Below are 22,884 nucleotides of genomic sequence, written 5' to 3'. Positions count from 1 at the left end.
GGCCATGACGGACACCGCACGCCACGAGGGCGAACCCCACACGATCGTCGCGCTGCACGGTTGGTTCGGCTGGGGCCAGGGGTGGGGCGCCGACTTCCCCGAGCTGCTGGCGCGGGCCGCCGGCGAGGACAGCACGATCCACTGGATCGACTACCGCGGGTATGGCGAACGCCTCGGCGAGACAGGCGAGTACACGCTCGACGAGATCGCCGACGACGTCCTGGCGCGGCTGGACGCCGCGGGCGTGGAGAGGTTCACGCTCGTCGGGCACTCCATGGGCGGGGCGGCCGCGCTGCGCATCGCCGCCCGCGCCCCGGAGCGGGTGCGCGCGATCGTCGGCATCAGTCCCGTGGGCGCGACGCCGACGCCGTTCGACGACGCTGGACGCGCTCTCTTCGACGGGGCGCCGGCCGACGACGGCAACCGCGCCGGGATCATCGACTTCACGACGGGCAACCGCCACAGCCAGACGTGGGTGCAGCACATGGTGGCGGCGTCGCGGGAGCACTCGACGGAGGAGTCCTTCGGGCGCCACCTGCAGGCATGGACGAGCGCAGACTTCGCGGACGAGGTGCCGAGCGACCTGCCCGCGCTCGTCGTGGTGGGGGCGCACGACCCGGCCCTTGGCGAGGGGACCGTCCGCGAGACGTGGTGCCGGCTGCTGCCGGACGCCGAGGTCGTGGTGCTGCCGGAGTCGGGGCACTACGCGATGCTCGAGCAGCCCGTGGCGCTGGCCGACGCGCTCGAGCCCTTCCTGCGCACCCACTGACGCCACCTGACCCGCCGCCACCCACGACCACCCCCACCACGAACGCCGTGATCAGGAAGCCGGCGCCGGCGACCCGCACGTCGAGGTCGCTCGCGACGGCCGGCAGCACCCCTGCCAGCAGGAACTCGGCGCTCCCCATCGCGAACAGGCTGAACCCGAGGGCGTAGACCCCGAGGGCAGAGGCGTGGCGTCGCGGGTCGGGGGTGCGTGCAGCTCGGTGGAGTCCATGCGCCCACGGTCCGCCCCGCCATGACAGGTCGCCCAGACCGTTTGCCAGCCTGGCAACGACGCGGCTCGATCATCGGGTGGAGAAGGCCACCGATGACGGTGGCCGATCCCACCCGTTCCCGGATGGCGCCGTCCGGCTCAGGGGTGACGCAGCTCGGTGAATCGAGGATCCCGCGTCGCGCGGACGATCACGAGGGCCACTCCTGCCGCTGATCGGCGAGGTACGTCGATCCGTAGTAGCCGGCACCGGAACCCGCCGCCTCACGGACAGCAGCGACCCGATCCCGTGCGGCGGCGACGTCATCGGTCTCGGTGACGATGTGGTGCGGTGGGAGGTTCGACATACCCCAGTGTGCTTCCGCCCCGCTTGTGCTGCACCCTCATTGACGGCCGACGCGGGTCAGGCGTGGGTCAGGCGTGGGCAGGCGCGTCGGGATAGGGGTCGTCGGCGGGGTCCTGCAGGTCGCGGCCCGCCGTCTCGCGGCAGGTGGCGAGGTGCGGGCGGGGGCGGTCAAGAGTCGGTCCTGTTGGCGGCATCCCATGGCTGCTCGGCCGCGACCCGACCCACGACGCCGGCGGTCGCGCCCCTGCAGGGACAACGCGGAAACCTGAGCACGGTGATCGCGGAAACCTGAGCACCCTTGTCGGTGCTCAGGTTTCCGCGATCATGGGCCGCCCGACCGTCTCAGGCGGGGAGGGGCGTGATGCCCTCCCACGTCAGGTCGCGGCGCACCCGGCCGAGCGTGCGGTCCTCGACGAAGCAGTGCCAGCGGTCGACCCACTCGCCCTGCTGGTGCAGCTCGTCCCGGAAACGGCGGAACGCCCCGCGGCCCTGGATCGAGCGCCGCAGCAGGTCGGCGAACCGCGGGTCCTCGTCCTCCACCCAGGCGGCGAAGACCTCCATGTCGCGGTACTCGCTGCGCCCGTCCGGCACGACGTGCACCCACTCCGGCCCGTCGACGTCCACCAGCTCGTCGTCCATGGTCATCCCCGGTTCGGTCAGGAACGCCGGGACCACCTCGCCCGTATGGCGATTCACGTAGGCCCCGTCCTCGCCCTCCCCACCCGGCGCGTCCGCCACCTCCTGGAGGTCGATCGCCAGCGCCCCCTCTGGCAGCGCGCCACCGTCCCGCACCAGGGTGAGCAGCGCGGCGAGCTCGTCGTCGCCGTACCACTCCCGCTCCTGGATCTGGGTGGTCAGCCGAGACGTCAGGTCGCCCAGCACCTCCGCCGCACCATCGCGGTCGTCGAGCCACATCGCCAGCAGCCGCAGCCCCACCTGCTGCAGCGCGAACGTGACGTCGGCCGAGCCGATGGCGGCGGCCAGGTCGGCGGGCGTCTGCGCCATACGAAGCGCACCCAGGTCGAGCCGGGCCACCTCCGGCCCGCCGTCCTCCGGCGCGAGACGCGCGACCCGGTCGAGCGGGTCGTCGCGGCCGAAGGGGTCCGGGATGGGCCCCCAGCCGTCGATGACGGTGGGCTCGGTGATCTCACGACCCCACTCCTGCACGGACTCTCGCGTCACGAGGACCCGGCACTCGTGCCGCCAGCCGCGCTGCGGGTCGTAGTCGAACGTGAACTCCTGGTGGTCGCTGAGCGGGCCGATGGACGTCGACGGCGGCAGGATCCCCGGCACCGGCGTTGCCCCGTCGAGGGAGTGCGTCACCTGCGAGCGGTCGGGCAGCGTGAACGTCCACGGCTGGTCCACGTCCCAGCGCGCGAAGGCGTGGTTGATGGCGATCGCCAGCTGCGCGTAGGGGATTCGTCGAGGCACCACGATCAGGCGGACCGGCGAGGGGTCGAGGCGCTGGCCGAGGCCGGACACGAGCTGGACCCTGATGAGCTTGCAACGAGCCATGACCACATCGTGCCGCGAGCCGGCCGAGTGTGACCACCCGAGGTAGGTCATCAGGGTTCGTGATGATGCGGACCACGACGCCCCCGTCATCCCTAGCGTCACCGTCATGAGCCAGACCATCAGACATCACTGGACCGGACTGAAGGGCCGCCGAGCCCTCAACTTCAACTGGGACGCGATCGACCACGACTCCGTCGTGCTCGTCACGGCCTCGGAGTACACCCTCAACGCCGCCGCGCCGGCCACGTCGCAGCGCTTCGTCGGCGCGGCGAGCATCACCGTCGCCAACGTGACGCCGCACGGCCCGCCCTACGACTCCAACCACGGGGTCACCTTCGTCGTGGACGTGGCGTGGGGGGCACCGCTCAACGTGGTCACCGACATCACCGTCCTGGACGCCAAGCCGGTCTGGATCGGGACGCCATGAGCGACGTCGCGATCCGCAAGTACTGGCGCGGCCTCAAGGGTCGCGTCCCGCTCAACATCAACTGGGACCAGGTCGACGCTGACTCGGCCGTCTACGTGACGGCGTCGGAGTACACGCCCAACGGCGCGGCGCCCACCACGTCGCAGCGGTTCGTCGGGGACGCGACCATCACGGTCCGCAACGTCACGCCGCACGGCCCGCCCTACGACGCCAACCACGGCGTGACGTTCGTCGTGGACGTGGCGTGGGGGGCGCCGCTCAACGTGGTCACCGACATCGTGCTGCTCGACCGCCCGCGGGGCTCCCAGCATCCGCCGCTGGACTGGCGGCGGCTCGCCTTCACCGTGCAGCACCAGCAGCAGACCAACTGGTGCTGGTGCGCGGTCGCGGTCAGCGTGGCCAACTTCTACGGCGCCAACCTCATGCAGTGCACGTTCGCCAACACCTACCTCAGCCGCACCGACTGCTGCACGGCGACCGGCGGCGCGGGACCGTGCAACCAGCAGACCGGGTTGGGCGCCGCGATCCGGGCGGCCGGCCACCTCGCGAGCTTCTCGGAGTCGCGGCCGAGCTTCGACACCGTGCGGGGCGAGATCGACGGGGGCCGGCCGGTCGGCGTGCGCATCGAGTGGAGCGGTGGGGGCGGCCACGCGGTCGTCGTCGACGGCTACCTCGCGGTGGACCAGTTCGTCGGGGTCGAGGACCCCTGGTCCGGCGCGTCCGACGTGCGGCTCTCCACGCTCCACAGCTCCTACCTGGGCACCGGCTCGGTGACCCACACCTACCTGACACGCTGAGAGGTATGCCGATGAGCACCTACGTGCCCGAACCACCGCCCGGCCTCGGCGACGAGATCGCCGGCACCGTCACCGATCTCATCGATGCCCGGACGGAGGAACCCGTGGACGACCAGGCAGGCGGTGCCGCACCCCAGGCGTCGTGGCCGGCATACCACCTGGGTGCCGACGCCCTCCGCTCCGGCGACGCGCTTTCGCAGGTCGTGCCGATCGGCTGGCTGGCGGTCGTGCAGCGCGCCGGGCTGACCGCGCTGGCCGAGCTGGACGTGCGGGCGGATGCGTCGCCCGAGGTCCGGCAGGTCTCGTATGGCGACCTCGCCCAGGGCGTCGCCAGGCTGAGCGAGGCGGCGCGGGGCCTGGACGACGAGCTCGGCGGCGGAGCTCCGCTGGAGCAACGCTTATTGCGCGTGCCGGCGTGCCTGTTCATGGGGTTGTGGCTCCACGACGACGCCGACCCCTCACGCGACGTCGTGATCCCGAGCGAGCCGACGCCGCCGGCCTTCGAGGCGGGGCGGCCCTATCCGATGGCGGAGGCCCTCGAGACCCTCGCCGCCACCGTGGTCGAGGCGCCCGAGCCCTGACCTGGCTCGTCGGCGGTGGGAACGGTCGCCGAGGGGGCCGACCGGACCGTCGCCGGAGCCAACGAGGCCACCGCCCGGACCTCCGGGCGGTGGTCGTTGGCGCGATGGGCGACCTCGAGCCAGACCTCGCCGACGCCGGTGAGGGGGCGCCACACGTCTCCGGTCGGCGGCACCACGAACGGCGCTGACGGGCAGATCATCACGTGCCGCCGATCCTGCATCGTCGACAGGCACTCGGCGAACGTCCCGACGTCGCGACCAGGCTCGGGCGGACCGCCGTGGCCGGTCCACGCGCACCAGTAGCGGTCCCACGCCAGAGGGACGCCCTCCAAGCGGTGCAGCGGTCGACCGAGGATCACCTCCAGCGGCACGCTCGCCATGGGGGCCAGAGGGCTTGCGGCCGTCACCCGGACCCCCACCCGCAGCGGGTGCAGCGGCCGCGAGACGAGCCGGGGGTCGTCGAGCGGACCGGGCACGACCTGCAGGTCGACGAGGTGGGCGAGCAGGTCGTTGCCGATCTGGGCGGGCCGCTCCAGCGCGACCAGGCTGAGCCGCACCCGCGGCAGTGCCCGGGCGGCGATCTGCGCCAGGCGCTCGACATACGGCAGGATCGTCGACGTCGCGTAGCCGACGACCAGGTGCGTGCCCGTCCCGCCCGCGTCGGACGCCTCGGCGAGGAGCGCGTCGTGCTCGGCGACCACGCGCGCGGCTCGGGGGAGCATGCGCTCACCGAGCGGGGTGAGTATGGCGCCGCCCCGGCCACGCTCGAGCACCGAGCCGCCGGCCTGGCGATCAAAAGCGTTGAGGTGAGCGGTGATCGCGGGTTGGGAGTAGCCGAGCTCGCGCGCCGCCCCCGTCACGGAACCCGTCCGCACCACGGCGAGGAAGGATCGCACGAGCTGGATCTCCACGTACCCACGCTAGACCTCTGGATGTGACCTGCGCCACACTCCTGGGTCTTGCATGCCCGTCGTGGATCCGCTCTGCCGGAGCCGCGTGAGGCCTACTCTAAAAAATCTTTAGAGTAGGTTTCATGTAGCGACCCACCCAGATGACGCTGCCGGTCCGCCAGCCTGCATCGCGTGCAGATACAGCGGAACTCTGGGCACGCCTGATTGCGGAAACCTGGGCACGCTGGACGGTGCTCAGGTTTCCGCGCTCCCTCGCGTGATCGGGGGTTCTTGGGGCGGCGAGGTGGGGGTGACGCTGGTCAGGCGGCCAACTGGGGGATTTTGCTCACATGGAGCGATCAGGGATGCCACAGTGTTGTCACTGCATCTCTGAGGGGGGCTCACATGCGTGCAGGACGCTGGGGAATCGCCGCGCTGACCGCGGCACTGCTGGCTGCGTGCGGGGGCGGAGGGTCGCCCGGCGCGCAGTCCGCCAAGACCGTGACGGTGACGGCATCGCCGACGAGCACGAGCGCCACGGCGGCACCGGCGTCGACCGCTGCGTCGGGCTCGGCAAGCGCATCGACCACGTCGGGAGGCACCGCGACCTCAACGGCGACCGGGGGACCCGCGACCAAGCAGATCGTGCTCACGCTGCCCAACCCCGACGGCGGGTGGAAGGTCGAGGAGTCCGCCGACGCACTGAGCTGCGGCGGCGGGCCATCGATGGTGGCGACGAGCGCGAGGACCTATCAGTGCGGTCCCAGCGCCGCCTCCGCCGTGGCCTGCGTGGCAGACGACGGTGGCTCGCACATCCTGTGCGCCATGCAGCCGTGGGCCAGGAAGGCCACTCGCTTCCCGGTCGACGGGACGTTGCCGACGACGTCCAAGCCGGCCAACCCCGTGCCGCTCGGGATCGAGCTGGCCGACGGGTCCCGGTGGTTCATCCGCTCCGGAGGGGCCTGGCCGCCCGGCCCGCAGGAGACCGCCGCCATGTATTCGTGCTCCGAGGGCTGCGGCGGGGAGAGCGAGGCACTGCTGACGGCGCCCGGCAACGTCGATGACTTCGGGCTGATCAAGGAGGGCGACGTCTGGTACGCCCGCCGCGGGCCCCTGGGCTACGACACCGTCAAGACCGGCAAGATCACCAAGGAGCGCATCACCAAGGCGTGGTTCATCCGCGCAGCGCCATCCTCTGGCTCGTCTGGCGGCGCGGGCGCGACCGGTGCCCTCGGCCCCGTCACACGCCCCAACCTCACCATCGCCGAGCCCTCTGACGTGCAGAAGCTCCCGAACACCAACGGGCTTCGCGCCTTCGCCCGCGCTCAGCTCGCCCAGGTCACCAAGGAGAACGACGGCTGCCCCATGACGATCACGGTGGAGGCCCTCGACGCCCAGAGCTCGGCCATGGTCAGCGAGTTCGGCTCCGGCTGCGGTGGCGGCATGGCGATGTGGGGCGTCAAGAAGGGGCGTTGGATCAAGGTCTGGTCCGGTCAGGACGTGCCGCTGTGCTCCGAGCTGCGCGCCAAGGGAGCGTGGCTCAACCCGGACGTCATCGGCAGGTGCTCCGGGCCGGCGCCAGCATTCACGGCGCAGCGCTACACGCCCTGATCGTCCTGACACCCCGCAGCGGCATACGTCACGGGGAGACCTGACCACACGATTGCGGAAACCTGGGCACGCTGGACGGTGCCCAGGCTTCCGCCATCAGTGGCGTGCTACCTCCTTCACTGAACAGTGCCGAATGCAGTGATGTCAGTGACGAATGCACTGAGGAATGCACCGAGGACGGCGCTCAGCGGAAGTCGGCCTTGCTGATCAGGCCGTGCACCCCCGTCGTGCGGTCGACGACCTGCGACACCACGAAGTCGGACGCCGCCGACAGGTAGGCATAGGCCACCGCACGGTCGATGCCCTGCTCCTGCTCGAGGAAGTCCAGGGCGTTGACCACGGCGCGGCGCATGGCGACGTCGAGGTCGGAGTCGTTGGTGCCGCCACCGGAGCCGTCGGGGTCGGACAGGCCGATGGGGAGCCAGTGGTCGCGGGTCTCGGCCCAGGGATAGCGGTGGGCGACGGTGGGCGCGTCGCCGGATCCCTTCTTGCACACCGTCATTCGGAAGGCGCCGCGCAGCGAGCCCTCCATCGCCGTGAGCGCCACCTCGCCGGAGCCCATCGCCATGTGCGGGTCGCCGACGTAGAACAGCCCGCCCGGCGCGCGCACCGGCAGGTAGAACGTGGAGCCGACCCCGAGCTGGCGGATGTCGATGTTGCCGCCGCCGAGGGTGGGCGGGACCGAGTTGGCGAGCGGGTCGGTGAGGCCGTTGGCGTCGGCATACGCGAGGCCCATCATCCCGAAGAAGTAGTTGAGCGGGAACCGGATCGAGCGGCTGCCGCTGCGCATCACGGCCTTGCCGCGCTCGATGCCGGTGAAGACCGAGACGTTGCCGTAGCGCGTCGGGTCGCCGCTCGCCCGGCCGTCGGTGGCGCGCGGCGGTATGACCTCGGCGAGCGAGATGCCCGCCGGCGCAGTGCCGTCCGCCTTGACCGCGAGGGCGCCCTTGCCGTGGCGGGAGGACACGACGCCGTAGGGGACGCGGGGGAGCAGGTGCAGGGGTTCGATCTTGAGGACGTCGCCGGGCTCGGCGCCCGCCACCGCGATCGGTCCGGTGACGACGTGCGGCCCGTCCTTGTCGAAGCTGCGCGGCGTGCGGTCGTAGTGCGCCGCCACGTCGACGGCGTCGCGCAGCACCCCGGCGCGCGGCACCCCCTTGGACCCGAACCAGGCCACCGGGTCGCGTCCCTGGTCCTCGAGGATCCCCTCGTGCGACAGCGCGTCGATCGTGACGGTGGCCCTGGAGCGGACGGTCAGCACGGGCGTGGCGTGCACCGTCGGCACGTAGCCCCACAGCACCTCGTCGGTCTCCGACGCCAGGTAGTGCTGCCCCTTGATCGGCCCCGTGCGCGGCTGCAGCACGCCCCTGGGGTTGCGCCAGGAGAGCGTCGCCTCGGTCAATCCCGTCGGCAGCTGGTGGGATGCGTGCGCCTGCTCGGCCCCGACGGCGGCGGCGGTGACGCCCAGCCCGGTGGCGGCAGCGGCCTGCAGCAGGCGCCGTCGCCCGAGCCCGTGCTCCAGCGCGGCGACGAGGTGGGCGGGGTCGGTGCTCGGCATGGGTGCTCCTCAGCGGGTGTCTTGGCCGTATGCCGAGAAGCTAGGCCTCACGCGTTTCCGCCCTGTGTCGCGGCGCAGGCCACAATGTTTCGCCTGGGCCCGATAGATCACCACCGAGCCAGGACAGCGTCGACCGTCGGCGCTCCCCGTGCGAGCTCGGTCTTCCAGTCGAGTCGGCCCTCGTGCTGCAGCCGACCGACGATGATCATGGGGTGCACTCCCTGGCGGTCCGCCTCGGCGTACACCCAAGGGCGACGGACGTTGGCCGGTGGATCCATGACATGCGGGAGCGCCCATCGTCCGGCGAGCTCGTCTGCCTCGCCCTCCTGGGGATCGCTGGCATCCACGCCTTCGTCGACGACAATGCGGCCGCCGACCACGTGACCCAGGACGACGTGCGCGATCTCGTGCAGGAGCGTGAAGACGACCCGGTCCAGTCGCTTGCCATAGCCCGACAGGGCGATGACGGGGCCGCCATCACCCTCGGAGAACGAGGCCCCACTGAGACGACTCCCCGGGAATGCCTCGACATGGACAAGCCGCACACCTGCAGCCGCGAGACGCTCCGGAAGCGCCGCCAGGTCCTCAGGCGATCGGACGTCTTGAGTCAGCCCTGCGGCGAGCTTGAGCAAGGCATCCCGATCGTAAGAAGCGACGCGCAGGTCGCGTGAGACCGCACGCGCGCAGGCCAGCCAGGCGCACTGCGTGGAGGTGATGGGCTGGCCGGAGTTGTGACGGCGGGCTGCAGCCGCGAACGCGGGTTCGTCGTCCAAGGTCTCGATGCCCAGCAGGCGGAGGAGCGCGTCGCGTTGTTGGACAAGGGGACCTGAGGGGAGGAAGCCACGCTTGCGCAGCACCGAGATGGGTGCGCGTTGATTCATCTTGGCGCGCGTGCGGACGTCAGCAAGCTTGCTGGCAGCGCTGGGGTCGCTCTCTCGGAGCCACAGCTCGTAGGCGTTCTGGAGATTGAGCCACACCTCCGCGGACGTGCCGAGGGCAGTGCCGATCTCGCAGGCCGTCTCGCGAGTGATCTCCTTCTTGCCCGAGACGATGCCCGAGACGAGCTGCGCAGGACGGCCGATGATCTCGGCGAAGTCTGCCTGGGTCCACCCTCGCGCTTCCAGCTCCTCGGCGAGGAAGTCGCCAGGGGGGAAGGCCATGACGCTCTGTGTGGACATCTTGATCACCCCTTGTGGTAGTCGAGTCCGTCGACGATGACGGTCACGCGGCCCTGCGAGTCTGTGTAGAAGCGCAGGATGAGTCGGTACTGCTGGTCGAGGCGGATGGACGAGTGCCCACGCCATCGGTTGCCCTTGAGCTGCTCGAGGTGCAGTGACTTCATCGCTCTGAGGTCGCGGTCGTCCGCCGCACCCGCCAGGAACTGGATGCGGCGGTGGAACATCTTGGTGACCGCTGGCGGCCACCGCTTCACGTCCTGGATCTCGCCGGCGGCAAGGCGACGCAGCTCGTCATCCTCGAACTCGAGCCTCACGCGCCCCCCTCGTCACCACGAGCACCCATCCCCAGGGTAACCCAAAATCGGAACATCAGATACAGCCCATGACTGAATAGTTGTATCCGACTTAACCCTCGGTCGCCGCGCCGATCGGACGAGCGTGCTCGTGATGGTGCGTGGACTGGGTCGAGCGCCTAGCCAGGCTCGATCTAGGGACGCTCGTCGGGGTCAGACCTTCCGCCCGTGCTGGTCGGGCACGTCACCCCACCCGTCAAGGGGCACGACCTGCAGGACCAGGCCGCCGAGCACCTCGTGCGGGTCCATCGTGGGCAGCACCTCGCAGTGGTGCAGCCAGTTGTCGCCGAAGTCGAAGGTGTAGGTGAACGTGACACCCACCTTGAGCGCGGTCAGCGGACTCTCCAGCGGCTTGTAGCGCGGCGTGCCGCTGCCGTCGTCGAGCTCGTCGATCGTCTCCTCGTCCGTGACGACCAGATCATCCTCGAACGCGAACTGGACGAGGTGGCCCAGGTCGTAGCGGCCGAACGATCGGTCGATGGCGTCGGCGAGGGCCGCATAGGTGGTGCGTGGCGGGATCGCGAAGACCCGTCCCGGAGCGGGGTCGAACTCCTCCCCACGACCGCTGATGAGCGTGACCTTGAGGACCTTGCAGCGTGGAGCCATGCCTCCATCCTGCCCGCCTCAGACGTCCAGCGGCCGGCTCCCTGCACAACCGCCAGTCCATCGTCGCCGCAGGCCCGGCCCTACGATCGGCCGGTGACCCCAGACGAGCTGATCAGCCGCTACCCGCGGATCTACCACACGGCGGACGCGCGAGCGTGGCCGGCGATCCAGCGCTTCGGCCTGCTGCCGGCCAACCAGCTCAGGGATACGGCCGGCCTCGGCGCGTCGACCCCGTCCGCGCGCCGCGCTGACTCTGAGCTCGTCACGCTGCCCGGTGAGGGGCATGTCGCCATCCTGCGCGATCAGAAGCCCCTGAAGTTCCTCTCGGAAGTGTTGGACGACGAGACGTCGGTTGAGCAGTTCCTCGAGATCCTCGACAGCCGGTGCTTCTTCTGGGCGAGCGAGGCGCGACTGCTCCGGCTCCTCAACGGGCGCCACTACCGCGCCATGCAGCAGGTGGTGCTGACGCTCGACACCGCGTCACTGGTGTCTGGCTACGAGGACCTCATCGAGTTGTCGCCCTACAACTCGGGCTCGGCGCACGTGCCCAACGCGCCCGTCCGCGGCAAGACCACCTTCAAGCGCCTTGCCGACTACGACCACGCCGCCTGGCAGCGGAAGCGTGGCAAGTCGGGGGATGCGCTGGTGGAGGTGACCATCAGGGGTGCGGTCCCAGACCTGAGCAACCACCTGGCGGAGGTCCGGCACTTCCCCGGCCCAGACTTTCCCTTGAGGCCAAGCCAGGAGTGATGCCGCCAGGCGCGAGGCATCCCACTGTCAGAAGTCGTACTCCGTGATCGGCGAATACCCGCGGAGCCACGTCCCCGCGCCTTGGGTCATCGGCCCGTGCCGGTTGTGCAGCACTGACAGGGTCACCTCGTGGTCCTCGAGCTGCTTCCCCAGACCGCGATACAGCTCCACCTCGACGATGACATCGGCCGCTTCCGCCCACACGTGGTCCAGCTCGGCCGTCGCCCCAGCCCCATGCACGACCTTGCGCAGCGGCACGTTGGCGATGACGCACCGGCCCTCATCCGCCATCGCTCGTATGGCGCCGGGAGTTGCGCCACGGACGCGGTCCGCCCGGTCGAGCGCAACCGCCCGCCAGGTCGCCACGTTGCGCGGCAGCGAGGGGGAGCGCTCGATGTGTAGAGGCACGTCGCCCCAGTCCGATCGGTCTCGGTGGACCCCTGCCAGGAGGTGAGCTGTCGCGACAGGGTCCAGCTCCGGTCCAGTCAGCAACGACGGGGCGCCGGCGAGCGCGAGGCGCCCCACCCACTCGACGAGGACCGTGCTGGCACCCTTCCTCGGCCCGCCTGTGACGACCCAGACCCCGGCCTTGGGGAACCCGCCCATGACCTTGTCGAGCGTCGGCCACCCCGTCGACACCAGAGTGGGGACGGGAGTCGGCTGCACAGCGAGCAACTCGTTGATGAGGGGCATGCTTCACATGATGGCGCCGCCCACCGACATACCCTTCAGCGCCGAACGTCACTTGACGCTGAGCTCGTGCTGCTCAGCCCCGCATGTACTTCCACACCAGGTGGTCGATCTGCTTGGGCGAGTGACCCAGCTGCTCCGCCGCGGCCCTGAGCAGTTCCTCGCCCTCGGTGGGGCCGACGGGGCGTTCCAGAGCTTGCTCCAGGAACCGAAGCACCCAGGTGTCGGCCTTCACGCCCTCGGCGCCCGCCAGCATCATGAAGTAGGCGAACGTCACGCCGCCCAACCCTCTGACGCTCGTGTAGGCCGATCTGGCCATCGCGGGCTGGCCAACCACGTCGGCAGCGGTGCGCAGGCCTGCCTCACTGAGACGCCGAGCAGCCTCACGAATCGCATCCGTCTTGAGCACCTTGCCGCCGCCGAGTTTCTGCGTGGTATCAAGCACCGCCGCGAGGTCCGGGTCCCCGGCCAAGGCCGCTAGGTCGTTGGCTGAGCCGGCCCTGTGGTCGCGCCACTTCGCGGTTCGCCCACGCACACCGTTGTGGGGCTGTCCGTAATGAGTCCTCACCGATAGGACTGCGTCGATGAGCGCAAGCTCGACATCGTCGGGGTAGCCGCCGGGCCAGGCCTCCGGCTCTGGAGGCAAGACCGCCTCTAGCGCCGATCGCACCGTCGCGGCGTCATGGCTCAACACGTCTGTCATCTTCGACTCCCGACTGGCCCAACTACATAGAGTGACAACTTGCAACTTAACGTAGAGAAGGTGTCAGGCGCCGGCTTTTGCCGCGACAGCCCACCTGGATGGTCGCGCGGCCTAGGCCGAGAGGAAGCGCTGGTAGCGCCAATCGAGCAGCTGAGGGTCGGGGCGATCTCCACGCCGCTCAGGCAGCACTGACACCTTCTGTCCGTGCAGGCCCTTGATGCCGTACTCGAGCAGTGGCCCATCGATCTCATCCAGGATGTCCGCACGGATGTGGATGGTGAGCTCGGGGCTGATGCCCAGGATGCCCGCGTCGTAGGCAGCATGATGGATCTTGCAGAGCGACAAACCATTCCGAACGGCCGCGACACCCAGCGCGTGCCTGTCCTCGACGATGTGGGCCGCGTCTAGAAGTGAGCTGTGCCTGAGCGAACACACGGCGCACGTCGTGTTGTACGCCAGCATCACCATGGATCTGAAGACGCGCTGATGCAGCCGCACCTCGGTCTCGCGGGTGGCCCAGCGCCGCATGACCTCCTCCAGAGGTGAGTCGGGTGCCTGATGAACCTGATCCTTGTCATACGCAAGCACGTATTGATGCAGAGCCGGCTCCTCGCCGATGAGGAATACCGGGAACACCGTCTGAAACAGTCCTGGAGCGACGCCGACGAGCCAGATGACAGGGAGACCGAGTTCCATGGCGGCCTGAAGGCCGCGGTTGTCGGCGCCACTGCGCGCATCGCCGCGCATCTTGTAGCGAGGCAGCCCATCAGATCCGAGCACGTCCTCGTAGGGACGTTCGCGCCCCTCTGGCGTGTGGACGGTCATGATCGTGAGTGCGGCTCGGCAGCTTTTCGGCTTTCGGATGCCTCGACCGGTGTCGATGAGCGTGAGTCGCTGCCCGTCGAACTCGAACTGAGTCAGCTCCTGGCGCGTGATGGCGTCCCGCCCATCGTTCGTCCGGGCGGCAAGCCACGCCATGGCTTCGGTCCGCAGGCGCGTCTCGTCCGCAAGACTCAGCATGGCGACAGCTTCCCACCGCCCAACGCGAAGCAGCCCTCGCCCCGCCGACTGATCTGGACCGGGCGCGTGAGCAGACGGACGCGAGTCAGCCTATGAAGGGTGAGCGAGCCCCGGACCACGTCACAGCAAGGACGTCTCGGGCCCGCGTCGCCGCAACGTAGACGAGGGATCGCTGCCGCAGGAGCGCGTCAGCCTTGTCCTGCTCGCTCACCTCATAGTCCTTGACGACCCGAGGAACGGCCCCCTCGTGCACGCCAAAGAGCAACACATGGGTGAACTCAAGGCCCTTGGCCCGATGCATGGTCATCACCAAGGGCTTGCCGGGCTTGACGTTCTCCTGCTCCACCGAGCGCGCATCCACGCCGCGCTCGGCCAGGCCGTTGACGACGTTGCTGCGGACCCACCTATCTGGCACGAGCACTGCGATCGCTTCGGGGGCCGGCGCTCGGCCCTCCGCCATGGGCTGGGACCCCGGCAGCCAGGACTGAATCAGCTCAGCGGCAATGTCCAGGTCACCCGCCATCGACGGAGCTTCGATGAGGTGGGGCACGGGTCCCGAGCGCGCCGATCGATAGCCGTGCGCCTCGTCCTCGCCCTCCATATCGGTGAACGCCCCTCCAGAGAGGATCCCCATCGCCCATCGGAGGTTCTGCGCCGTCGTCCGATAGTTCAGCGTCAGCCGGCGAGAGCGGCCACGGATGTTGATCCCGACGTGCGAGAGCGTCACCTTCTGCCCATAGATGCGCTGGTGCGAGTCCTCGCAGATGAAGAGATCGTTCCGCCCGTCGGCGACGAGCGCACGCAACAGACGCAGCCGCGATGGCGTCAGGTCCTGAGCCTCATCCACGAGCACGTGGTCAAAGATTGGTCCGTTCTGCTCCAGCCATGCACAGGCGATGGCAGCCTTCTCGTCGAAGTCGGTCGTGCCGTCCGCCCGGGCCTTGGAGCGATACCGCTCAACGACCCCCCACACGGCTTTCCGCTTCGCACGGTCTAGGGCCACGCCACGCCCCGCCCGCCGCACACGCACATACTCCGTCTCGCTCGTGATGCTGTTTGGGAGGATGACGAGCGCGTATTCGGTCTCGAGGAAAGTCTCGGTCGCCAGCTCGGGAGGCAGGCCAGAGCCCGCCTCGGCAAGGGCTTCATCCCACAGGCCAGGTCTGCTGCTCCCCAAGACGGACGTGCGCCCCTCACCCAGCACCTCCGCGACAGCGGGCTCGATGGAGACCTCCGCGCGCTGCACGACGGCCCACGCGACCGCATCGATTCCCTTCACGACGATGCCGGGCTCTCGCAGGTGGGATTGCAGCTTGAGCTGGTCGTCCAGGCGCAACAAGCTTGCCGCCAGGTCATCAGCAAGGTTCCGGGTGTATGTCGTCAGCAGGACTCGGGCCTGCGGGTTGTTGGCCGCCAACCGATGCGCGCGATGCACCGCCACGACGGTCTTGCCGGTTCCTGCACCCCCGGACAGCCGGAAAGCCCCCTTGTAGTCCGCGTCGACATACTTGCGCTGCTCTGGGTGCAAGAAAAGGCGCCAGGCGCCGAAGTCCCCAGCTTCGATGATCTGTCGCAGGTCGGCGTCGTCCTTGACCCAATGGAACGTCGCCTGGGCGGCCGGGTGCTCCAGGCTCTTGAGCAGCTGCTCCTCCTCGGCGCCCTGGCCGAGGTCGACGGGGATGTCGAGCTTGAAGGTCGCTCGGACATCCTCCACGGCCGCCCCGGTGGCAAGTTCGAGCAACGCGTCACCATGCCACTCCACGCGCGCCTGCGAAATGACGTCCGTGAGAGCAGCCTCCGTGGGCGCCGCAAGTGCGGACTCCGCCAACCCGGCCTCGATGCCCAGCTCTGCGTGGAGCAACTCGGGGGTCAGTCCTGCCGGCCAGCTGGGGGCGGCCTCCTGGGGAGGCTGACCCGATATGACGTCGTGCCCACTCGGCTCCGAGGACACCGCCAAATCCTCAATGGCGGCGTCAACAGGCACGGCCTTCCGCGACACGGTGTCCGGCGCCGCCGTCACCGCAGGATCCGCGTTCCCCGTCGCCGCATCACGGTAGGCGTCAACGACGCGCTCGACCTCGGGGACGCCATTGATGGGGTTCATCGACAGGCGGACAGTTTCGGCGATGGCATTCGCCTTGTCGTGCGGCCACACGCCATGGATCACATAGAACGAATCGTCGCCCGAGGTGATCTTGAACAGCACACACCGGAAGTTGTCATCGACGCGGCCAGTCCGGACCCTCTCGTCGACGCTGCCCTTGATGGGCTCGATGTGCAGTCCGGGCCGGGTGTCGTCCTCCTGCAGCTTCTCAAAGAAGGCGTAGGCCTTCTTCTTCATGGAGGGGTCCAGCCCGTCCTTGACCTTGCTCCAGATCAGCGTGGGCATGCCCTACTCCTTGTCTCGGCTGCTCAGGGACTCCCGTACCTCGTCGGCGAGTGCCTTCACGTCGTCCTGCGCACGATGCACCACCCATCCTGCAGCGCGCAGCACGGCGACGTCGTCGTCGGGCATCTCGGCATACACCACGGCCACCTTGGGTGCGGGCCAGGACAGCTCTGCAGCCACACCACCGTCGAGCTCTTCGCCGACCGAGGCAGGGGGTGCGTCAGCGGCGGACAGCTCGCGGGCGAGCTGCACGATGTCGTCGTCGAGACCCTCAAGGTCCGTGCCCTCCCACACTCCCCGACTGCGCTCGGCCCGGTCGCGCACGTCGACGCAAGACTCCAGGTCGCTTCGAGACGTGATGGTGCAGGGAACGTCTGACTGGCCAAGCAGGTTGGACAGCCGCAGCCATTCACGCCACGCCTCCTCGTGGTCCGCGTTGCCGACAGCTTCGTCGGTGTCGTCCACGACGAGCGCCATCTCGACGGGCTGGTTGCCGCGCAGCCTGGCCGCGAACGTCAGGTGCGGGATGCGATAGGTCAAGAGATCGTCGCCAGCCCCGGACTCGACGTGGGCTGCTGCAATCATGCCGAGGGCGACGCCGACAAGGCTCTCGTCCGGAGCGATGCTCGACCGTCCACCGCGCCCCGTGTAAAGCCCCAGCAGGAGGGGTGCAGCGTTGGCCAACCGCAGCCGAGCGCTGTCCTCGGGCGACTGGATGACCCCCTCCAGAAGCGCCAGTGGCCCACCCTTGTGCTCCGCTGCGGCGGCGCGGGACACTCCCGCACCTAACACTCCTGCGGGGAGAGCCATCATCTGACCAATGAGCACCTCGTTGAGCCAACCGGGAGGCGAGGCCTGATCCAGGTCCGCCGCGGTCACGGCAATGACTTGATATCCGCTGGCCCGCAACGCCTCTCGCTTCCGCGCATCGTCGGCAATGGCGTTGTGTGCCTGCGTCGCATGGAACGCACGGCCATCGGCATAGATCGCGATGGGGGCGACTCCGGGGGTGCTGAGCACGAAGTCGGGTCGAGTGCCCGCGACGTCCACCTGAGGCGCCAGTGTCCAGGTCCGGTTGTTGGCTCCGGTGACGATCAGCTCAGTGCCGCGCGACCCTGGCCGCTCTCGCACAGAGGCGACCCCGCCCAGTCGGTCCTTCAGGACTAGGCGAAGCTTTTGCTCGAGCGGTGACTCGGGAGACACCCACCCAGCCGTTCCGTGCGTGATCGACCATCGGGGCTGATCGGGATCGAGCTCAGCCACCGACTCGTCCTGGTCCACCTGGAGCAGGTACTTGAGCGCGCGCAGCGCCTCGACGCGGTAGGCCTGATCTGCGTGGCGCACGAAGGGCAGCAGACACCTATAGCAGCTGGCGCGCGCTTCGTCCTGGCACGGGCACTTCTCGAGGACCTGGGCTGACCGCACGAGGATGCCCCACAGTCGATCTGGCGAGGCGAGGTCAGTGAGATAGCCCGTGCCTCCCGGGACGGTGTCATGCAGAAAGAGCGACTCCAGCACCTGACCACCGTCGCCGACCGGATGGGGCACGATCTCCACGCGCAAGTGGTCAGGCGCGCCACCCATGGTCTTGTGCAGGCCAAGCAGCAGGGCGGCAGACAGGCCGGGGAGGCTGTAGAGCCCGTCGGTCACCACGAGGGGAAGGCTGATCGCCACCCCCTGTGTCACGAGCTCCCGCCCAAGGGCAAGCAACCGCGTGTGCTCCTTGTCATCGTGGCGGTGTCGACACCATGCCCGGTGCTCTGACGGTGAGCTCGACCCAGCATCCTTGTCGAGCTTCCCGCAGGCCTCGCAGATCCGGAACTTCTGCGCCGTCACGTCACGACCGGCAATCCGGTTGATCGTGGGGGCACCGGTCACCCGGCCGAGGTTCCACCACCGCACCGGGAGCCGCCGGTAGTGGGCCACTCCCAGACCGACGCGTGCAACCGACCATCGCCCTTCGCAGAGAGCCGGGTCGAAGTCAACGGCGGTGACGACCTCAAAGGGCGTGCGGCGGCGTTCGTCGGAGTCGTCGCCGATGCGTGCGTCGTCCCGTCGTATGTCGGAGAACACCCGCTTCAGCCGGACGGCCTCAAAGCGTTGGCCCATGTCGGCGATGCCCGTGCTCCCGCATCGAGGGCAGGCGCGGGGCGCCTCCTTGGCCCCACCTGGGCCGAGGTCGCACACGTAGCCACACGAGTCGCAGGCGGCATGCAGCCGCACCTCTGCGTCGTCCCGCCCAATCTCGACGCCATCGACCCGCATCTCTAGCCCTCGGGCATAGAAGTAGGCGCCGGGGGCAAGTTCCGTCAGCGCGCGAGCGGACCCGCGGTCGATGACCAGGGGATCGGTGTCGTACTGCTGGGTCTCGGGGTTCATCCATGAGACCTGGGCATCCAGCTCGACGGAGTCGTCAAGCAGGGAGTAGTTGGGAAGCAGGCCACGGATCTCGAGGCCGGTGATCCACGGCTCCTCGGTCAGCTCCCTGAGCACTCGCCTCAGCAGGTGGATGGCACCCTTCGCGGACCGCGAAGCCGCCCTGTCATCCTCGGTGGCAGCGGTTCGCTCAGCCGCCTCACGCAGCTCAGGGAGGGCATCCTCGATCTCGCGCCGCTGGCGTCTGATCTCCTCCACCTCACGGGTGTGCTCCTGGACCGCCCGATAGATCGTCGCCTCCAGCGTGTCGACGCCACGGACCTTCTGGGGAAGCTGCTGCTCCACAGCAGGGTCGACAGCAGGCATGTCATCGCCCTGGTCGGGCAGAGCCCACCGACGCAGCGCCAGCAATCCCGCGGTCGCGGGGTCATCAAACGTCCCGACGAATCGGTCGAGCAGATGCTCGCCCCGCACGCGGACCCGCTCGATGACGTCGCCGAGCAGGGTGCCCGGGTCGGCCGAGGCCAAGACGTCACCGGACCGGCGCGGAACGCGCTCGTAGCCGTCCCGCACCATGCCGTCGATGACGGACGCGAGGAACTGTCGCCGCAGGATCTCCTCCGCGTCGAGATAGGTCGCCGGTGGCCGGACCTCCCCGTTAATCATCGACGTGGGGTCGCCGAGTCGGGGGAGCTGCTCACCCCGGCCCGTGACGTAGGCGAGGGCCAGCGAGCTGCCCGTGAGGCGACCGGCGCGGCCCACGCGCTGCAGGTACTTTGCGACAGAGTCGGGTAGAGATGAGAGCATCACGGTCGTCAGGTCACCGATATCGATGCCCATCTCCAGCGTTGGCGTTGCCACCAGCACGTTGGGGTCGCCTGGCCGCTGATCCGACCTCTTGAATCCCGCTTCGATCTCGCGGCGTTCCGCGGGGAGCAGCAAGCTGGTGTGCTCGCGAGCATCGACTCGACGCATGTCCGTCGTCTCGAAGAGCCGGCGATAGAACGAGTCGGCCTCACGGTGGCCCGCACGCAGCGCCCCCACACACTCGACAGAGGGGCAGGGACCGTCCAGGAGCTCCTCGGCGATCGCCGGGGAGACAGGCAGCGGAGACCGGCAGGTGTCGCAGACGAGGAGGGTGGTTTGGGTGGCGATCGTGGAGTCGCTCAGGGGGGTGATCACGACGTTTGTCGGCGGTATGCCGTACGCCTTCCCGCCCTTGTCCGTCGTGGTTTGTGTTAGCACGTCTCGTTGCGCCAGGGCGGCGAGAAGCCGCGCAGCCACCGCCGCGCCATGGCCCGCGTTGATACCGAGGCACTTCTGCGCCCAGCGGGCATACCAGCTCAGGGATGACGTCACGCGGACGAAGGCGCTGCGGTCGTTGGCAGGTCCGCCGGCCACGGCATACGCAGGGGCGCTGCGCCCGCGCGGGAAGGAGGGGGCACCCTCATCTCGGCGCCGCCTTCCCCAGATCCAGACGCGGTTTCCGTCATCGCTGACGTACTTCTTGAGCCATTCGTGGTCAATGGCGCCGTCACGACGCAGGTGCTCGACGCTGCCTCGGACCCATCTCGCTAGCTGCTGCTCTGTGATGTCGGAAAGTTCGCCGGGCAGGACGTCGATGTCGTCGGCAGCCAACGCCCTTCGAGCCACCGCGACCAAAGCAGAGGTGGGCCCTGCAGACACATGGACTCCGACCGAGCCCGTCGCCTCCAGGGTGCGGCCGTAGGTGGACTGCAGGCCCACCTCCAGCGCCGCGTCGAAGAGAAGTCGGCGACGCACGGCCGTGCGGGATCGCGTCGGCACGCGACTCCATGTGCCGGCTCGCCAGTACGGCGCGAAGCGCTCGTGCTCGCTGACGGCGGCTGGCACCAGCCGATAGCGGGCAAAGGCGTCACCCTCGGCTCGTCTCAGCACCTCGTCCACCCACACGTCTAGCGCCGTCGGCTCCGTCAACGCTTCGCGTAGGGCCGCACGGAGCGACATGGCGTGCGAGCGGTGGTCCACGAATCCGGCTCGGTGGGCGGCGTCCTGCACGGAGTCAGTGAAGACGAGGGCGCGCTTCTCCCGCGGGTCGAGGTGGCGATCGCCAAAAAGCGTCGACAGGCTCACGGACAAGAGCGTGGCGATCGCGCTGCCCAGGAAGCGGATCGAGTCGCTCTTGCCGCACGATGGGCACTCGTCGTTCTGAGCACGCTTCTCGACGTCTTCTGTCTCACCATCGAGCATGAGGACGGGCAGGACATCACCCTCAAGGAGGTCGGGATCGTCATCTGCTGGGCGTCGCGCCAGGACGGTCCGCTGGCCCATGTGCAGCCAACGCAGGTTGGGCGTACGGCGATCTGAGGCAACGGCCCCGCCCCCGTTGGAGGTCAGGTGCAAGGAGGCTTCACCGGGCGCGTGCAGCAGGGCCCGGAAGCGACCCCGATGCAGCAGGTGGTCGCGGCGGATGCTCTCGTCGCGATCCGCGAGGTCACGGCCGGTAGATGCAAGTGTCGCGCCCCAGCCCGAGCGACCACAGGCCCGGCAATAGATGGCCGGCAGCGCACGTCCCGCCAGCTCCGCAGCTGGATCGAGCTGCCCGTCGTCACCCCACCGAAAGCTCGGCTGCGACGACACCAGCCGGTCCACGCGCGTCACCTCTCGCACCCACATCGTCACCTCCACCGACACGGAGTCGCGATGGCCGAGCCGCACGTGGCTGAGGGCCGCGAGGATGGCCTCGATCGCGCCCCGAGCGGCTGTTGGATCGTCTGCCACAGCGGTTCGCGGCAGCAGCTCGTCGCGGAGGTCATCCAGCGGGATGGCATCCCCCGCCGCCTCGACCATCGCTCGCACGTCGGGGTGGGCGGCAAGGAGCTGGGCATCAGCGAGATCCCTGGGGAGGGCCGCACGGTCATACAGCGCGTCGATGACAGTGGCGACCAAAGAGTCCCCGTCGCCGCGGTGCTGGAGACCGGTCTCCGCTAGGTCGCGGACTGCGCCAGTCACGAGGCCGGAGAGCCGTCGGATCGCCTTGTCACCCAGCGCCTCGCGCGTTGCCTCGGTCAGTGCGTCCACGTCGACGCGCGTCTCGGTGATCACCGAGTCGTCCGGAAATACCTCGCCAAACACCTGCTGGGCGAACGACAGCATTCGCTCAGGATCACCACGGTCCCCCAAGGTGGCCGAAGTCGCCACGGGAGTGAGTCGGCCTAGGGGACGGGCGTCGAACGACGCCCGCTCGGGGTGATCCGCCGGCACCTGGTCCCTGAGCGCGAGCCCCAACCGGCGCAACAGCATCGCCACGTCCGTGCCCTGAGCACCGTCATACGTGTGGAACTCGTCCAGGACCAGATAGGTGAGGGACAGGGCACTCTTGGCCCAGAGCGGTTGGTCCGAGGGACGCAGCAGCAGCTGGTCGAGCATCTTGTAGTTGGTCAGCAGAATGTCCGGCGGATCGTCTCGCAGAATCGAGCGATTGGTGATCAGCCCCTCTGGCGTGACCCGCGTGCGGCCCTCGCCGGCCTGCCCCTCACGCGCATCACCGGTGTACAGACCGGCGGTGACCCTCGACAGCGCAGGATCGTTGGTCAACAGTTGAGTGAGGCGCCCCGCCTGGTCGTCAGCGAGGGCGTTCATCGGATACAGGATCAGGGCCTTCATGCCGGCCTCGCCCCGTTCACGGGCTCTGCGCACGTGGTCGAGGATCGGATGCAGGAAGGCCTCCGTCTTGCCGGACCCCGTGCCGGTTGTGACGATCGTCGGGAGCGGACGTGGCTTCTCGGCACCGAGGTCTTTGCTCGTCAGTCGTCGATAGGCTTCAGCCTGGTGCCGGTACGGCGGGAACGGGGGCTTCCAATCGAGGTACTGGCCCCAGGTGGGCGCCGCCTCCGCGAAGGGCAGCCGCAGCCGTACGTAGGGTCCCTTGAAGATCCCGTCCGTCGCGTCCTCCAGGAACTCCGCGAGCGCCCTCCTCGGCTCGGCATCGGCCAAGGCGAAGGTCGTCGTGAGGTAGTCCACCAGGCCACGACGGACCTGATCGGACTGCAGGCTGGGCAACAGCTCGGTCATGGTGATGCGTCCTCGCAATCGGTGCGCTAGGGCGTGTCTCTTAAAGT

18 protein-coding genes and 1 pseudogene are annotated in these 22,884 nt (G+C 69.0%); 6 read left to right on the top strand and 13 right to left on the bottom strand.

From position 1 onward, the window contains the following. The first annotated feature begins 4 nt into the window (after nt 1-4). Nucleotides 5-769: an alpha/beta fold hydrolase gene (locus tag B4K29_RS12985; protein WP_286959901.1), complete on the top strand. Its 765-nt coding sequence runs from the start codon at nt 5-7 to the stop codon at nt 767-769. A gap of 19 nt (nt 770-788) precedes the next feature. On the opposite strand, the pseudogene B4K29_RS18465 reads toward B4K29_RS12985, so the two are convergent. The 3 genes and pseudogenes from B4K29_RS18465 to B4K29_RS12975 form a co-directional block, all read right to left on the bottom strand. Continuing rightward, a pseudogene (locus B4K29_RS18465) lies at nt 789-908 on the bottom strand (Cmx/CmrA family chloramphenicol efflux MFS transporter); the annotation flags it as partial. A 500-nt stretch (nt 909-1,408) separates the two neighbouring features. After that, entirely contained in the window at nt 1,409-1,534 is a 126-nt protein-coding gene (locus B4K29_RS12980; protein ID WP_286959900.1) for a hypothetical protein, read from the bottom strand. Between the two features lie 148 nt (nt 1,535-1,682). Next, nucleotides 1,683-2,855, bottom strand: coding sequence for a hypothetical protein (locus B4K29_RS12975; protein ID WP_286967614.1), 1,173 nt, complete (start codon nt 2,853-2,855; stop codon nt 1,683-1,685). A gap of 106 nt (nt 2,856-2,961) precedes the next feature. On the opposite strand from B4K29_RS12975, the gene B4K29_RS12970 reads away from it, so the two are divergent. From B4K29_RS12970 to B4K29_RS12960, 3 genes are read left to right on the top strand one after another with little or no spacing between them, the layout of a single operon-like run. Further along, complete coding sequence (locus B4K29_RS12970) at nt 2,962-3,282, top strand: hypothetical protein (protein ID WP_029210898.1); 321 nt, start codon at nt 2,962-2,964, stop codon at nt 3,280-3,282. Further along, nucleotides 3,279-4,079 carry a C39 family peptidase gene (locus B4K29_RS12965; protein WP_286959899.1) on the top strand — a complete coding sequence of 267 codons (801 nt, stop codon included), beginning with the start codon at nt 3,279-3,281 and terminating at the stop codon, nt 4,077-4,079. The genes B4K29_RS12970 and B4K29_RS12965 overlap by 4 nt, the downstream gene beginning before the upstream one ends. 5 nt (nt 4,080-4,084) lie before the next feature. Further along, nucleotides 4,085-4,660 carry a hypothetical protein gene (locus B4K29_RS12960; protein WP_286967612.1) on the top strand — a complete coding sequence of 192 codons (576 nt, stop codon included), beginning with the start codon at nt 4,085-4,087 and terminating at the stop codon, nt 4,658-4,660. Here the strand turns inward: B4K29_RS12960 and B4K29_RS12955 are convergent. Then, the gene (locus B4K29_RS12955) at nt 4,597-5,571 is read right to left on the bottom strand and encodes a LysR family transcriptional regulator (protein WP_286967610.1); all 975 of its coding nucleotides are present in this window, start codon (nt 5,569-5,571) and stop codon (nt 4,597-4,599) included. The two genes, B4K29_RS12960 and B4K29_RS12955, sit on opposite strands and share 64 nt — an antisense overlap. 384 nt (nt 5,572-5,955) lie before the next feature. Here B4K29_RS12955 and B4K29_RS12950 point away from each other — a divergent pair, with 384 nt between their 5' ends. After that, nucleotides 5,956-7,161, top strand: coding sequence for a hypothetical protein (locus tag B4K29_RS12950; protein ID WP_286967608.1), 1,206 nt, complete (start codon nt 5,956-5,958; stop codon nt 7,159-7,161). A 184-nt stretch (nt 7,162-7,345) separates the two neighbouring features. On the opposite strand, the gene B4K29_RS12945 is transcribed toward B4K29_RS12950, so the two are convergent. The 4 genes from B4K29_RS12945 to B4K29_RS12930 form a co-directional block, all read right to left on the bottom strand. After that, on the bottom strand, nt 7,346-8,719 hold the full coding sequence (locus B4K29_RS12945; protein WP_286967606.1) for an acetamidase/formamidase family protein: 1,374 nt from the start codon (nt 8,717-8,719) through the stop codon (nt 7,346-7,348). Between the two features lie 107 nt (nt 8,720-8,826). Further along, the gene (locus B4K29_RS12940; protein WP_286967625.1) at nt 8,827-9,897 is read right to left on the bottom strand and encodes a HigA family addiction module antitoxin; all 1,071 of its coding nucleotides are present in this window, start codon (nt 9,895-9,897) and stop codon (nt 8,827-8,829) included. Nucleotides 9,898-9,902: 5 nt separating this feature from the next. Then, nucleotides 9,903-10,211, bottom strand: a complete 309-nt coding sequence (locus B4K29_RS12935) for a type II toxin-antitoxin system RelE/ParE family toxin (protein ID WP_029210890.1) — start codon at nt 10,209-10,211, stop codon at nt 9,903-9,905. A gap of 192 nt (nt 10,212-10,403) precedes the next feature. After that, on the bottom strand, nt 10,404-10,856 hold the full coding sequence (locus tag B4K29_RS12930) for an IS1096 element passenger TnpR family protein (protein ID WP_286967602.1): 453 nt from the start codon (nt 10,854-10,856) through the stop codon (nt 10,404-10,406). A gap of 93 nt (nt 10,857-10,949) precedes the next feature. Here B4K29_RS12930 and B4K29_RS12925 point away from each other — a divergent pair, with 93 nt between their 5' ends. Continuing rightward, complete coding sequence (locus B4K29_RS12925; RefSeq protein WP_286967601.1) at nt 10,950-11,606, top strand: DUF7002 family protein; 657 nt, start codon at nt 10,950-10,952, stop codon at nt 11,604-11,606. A gap of 27 nt (nt 11,607-11,633) precedes the next feature. Here B4K29_RS12925 and B4K29_RS12920 read toward each other — a convergent pair whose 3' ends face one another. The 5 genes from B4K29_RS12920 to B4K29_RS12900 all read right to left on the bottom strand — a co-directional run bounded on the left by B4K29_RS12920 (nt 11,634) and on the right by B4K29_RS12900 (nt 22,837). Then, nucleotides 11,634-12,299, bottom strand: a complete 666-nt coding sequence (locus B4K29_RS12920) for a hypothetical protein (protein ID WP_029210888.1) — start codon at nt 12,297-12,299, stop codon at nt 11,634-11,636. A 73-nt stretch (nt 12,300-12,372) separates the two neighbouring features. Further along, the gene (locus B4K29_RS12915; protein ID WP_050347315.1) at nt 12,373-12,999 is read right to left on the bottom strand and encodes a hypothetical protein; all 627 of its coding nucleotides are present in this window, start codon (nt 12,997-12,999) and stop codon (nt 12,373-12,375) included. A 111-nt stretch (nt 13,000-13,110) separates the two neighbouring features. Then, the gene (locus B4K29_RS12910) at nt 13,111-14,019 is read right to left on the bottom strand and encodes an HNH endonuclease (RefSeq protein WP_286959889.1); all 909 of its coding nucleotides are present in this window, start codon (nt 14,017-14,019) and stop codon (nt 13,111-13,113) included. An 85-nt stretch (nt 14,020-14,104) separates the two neighbouring features. After that, nucleotides 14,105-16,408: a UvrD-helicase domain-containing protein gene (locus B4K29_RS12905; RefSeq protein WP_286967599.1), complete on the bottom strand. Its 2,304-nt coding sequence runs from the start codon at nt 16,406-16,408 to the stop codon at nt 14,105-14,107. A 3-nt stretch (nt 16,409-16,411) separates the two neighbouring features. Beyond that, nucleotides 16,412-22,837 carry a DEAD/DEAH box helicase gene (locus tag B4K29_RS12900; protein ID WP_286967598.1) on the bottom strand — a complete coding sequence of 2,142 codons (6,426 nt, stop codon included), beginning with the start codon at nt 22,835-22,837 and terminating at the stop codon, nt 16,412-16,414. Between the last annotated feature and the right edge of the window lie 47 nt (nt 22,838-22,884).

The organism is Arsenicicoccus sp. UBA6765 (assembly GCF_002453335.1).
GTDB classification, from domain to species: domain Bacteria; phylum Actinomycetota; class Actinomycetes; order Actinomycetales; family Dermatophilaceae; genus Arsenicicoccus; species Arsenicicoccus bolidensis.
The sequence above is the reverse complement of the archived record's forward strand: the minus strand, read 5'-3'. Positions and strand labels throughout refer to the sequence as shown.

What these genes read in the sequence shown, in the direction of transcription:
- B4K29_RS12915 (WP_050347315.1), bottom strand. Translation starts at nt 12,999, where the DNA reads ATGACAGACGTGTTGAGCCATGACGCCGCGACGGTGCGATCGGCGCTA.
- B4K29_RS12980 (WP_286959900.1), bottom strand. Translation starts at nt 1,534, where the DNA reads ATGCCGCCAACAGGACCGACTCTTGACCGCCCCCGCCCGCACCTCGCC.
- B4K29_RS12910 (WP_286959889.1), bottom strand. Translation starts at nt 14,019, where the DNA reads ATGCTGAGTCTTGCGGACGAGACGCGCCTGCGGACCGAAGCCATGGCG.
- B4K29_RS12945 (WP_286967606.1), bottom strand. Translation starts at nt 8,719, where the DNA reads ATGCCGAGCACCGACCCCGCCCACCTCGTCGCCGCGCTGGAGCACGGG.
- B4K29_RS12950 (WP_286967608.1), top strand. Translation starts at nt 5,956, where the DNA reads ATGCGTGCAGGACGCTGGGGAATCGCCGCGCTGACCGCGGCACTGCTG.
- B4K29_RS12940 (WP_286967625.1), bottom strand. Translation starts at nt 9,897, where the DNA reads ATGTCCACACAGAGCGTCATGGCCTTCCCCCCTGGCGACTTCCTCGCC.
- B4K29_RS12905 (WP_286967599.1), bottom strand. Translation starts at nt 16,408, where the DNA reads ATGCCCACGCTGATCTGGAGCAAGGTCAAGGACGGGCTGGACCCCTCC.
- B4K29_RS12900 (WP_286967598.1), bottom strand. Translation starts at nt 22,837, where the DNA reads ATGACCGAGCTGTTGCCCAGCCTGCAGTCCGATCAGGTCCGTCGTGGC.
- B4K29_RS12975 (WP_286967614.1), bottom strand. Translation starts at nt 2,855, where the DNA reads ATGGCTCGTTGCAAGCTCATCAGGGTCCAGCTCGTGTCCGGCCTCGGC.
- B4K29_RS12965 (WP_286959899.1), top strand. Translation starts at nt 3,279, where the DNA reads ATGAGCGACGTCGCGATCCGCAAGTACTGGCGCGGCCTCAAGGGTCGC.
- B4K29_RS12920 (WP_029210888.1), bottom strand. Translation starts at nt 12,299, where the DNA reads ATGCCCCTCATCAACGAGTTGCTCGCTGTGCAGCCGACTCCCGTCCCC.
- B4K29_RS12930 (WP_286967602.1), bottom strand. Translation starts at nt 10,856, where the DNA reads ATGGCTCCACGCTGCAAGGTCCTCAAGGTCACGCTCATCAGCGGTCGT.
- B4K29_RS12960 (WP_286967612.1), top strand. Translation starts at nt 4,085, where the DNA reads ATGCCGATGAGCACCTACGTGCCCGAACCACCGCCCGGCCTCGGCGAC.
- B4K29_RS12970 (WP_029210898.1), top strand. Translation starts at nt 2,962, where the DNA reads ATGAGCCAGACCATCAGACATCACTGGACCGGACTGAAGGGCCGCCGA.
- B4K29_RS12985 (WP_286959901.1), top strand. Translation starts at nt 5, where the DNA reads ATGACGGACACCGCACGCCACGAGGGCGAACCCCACACGATCGTCGCG.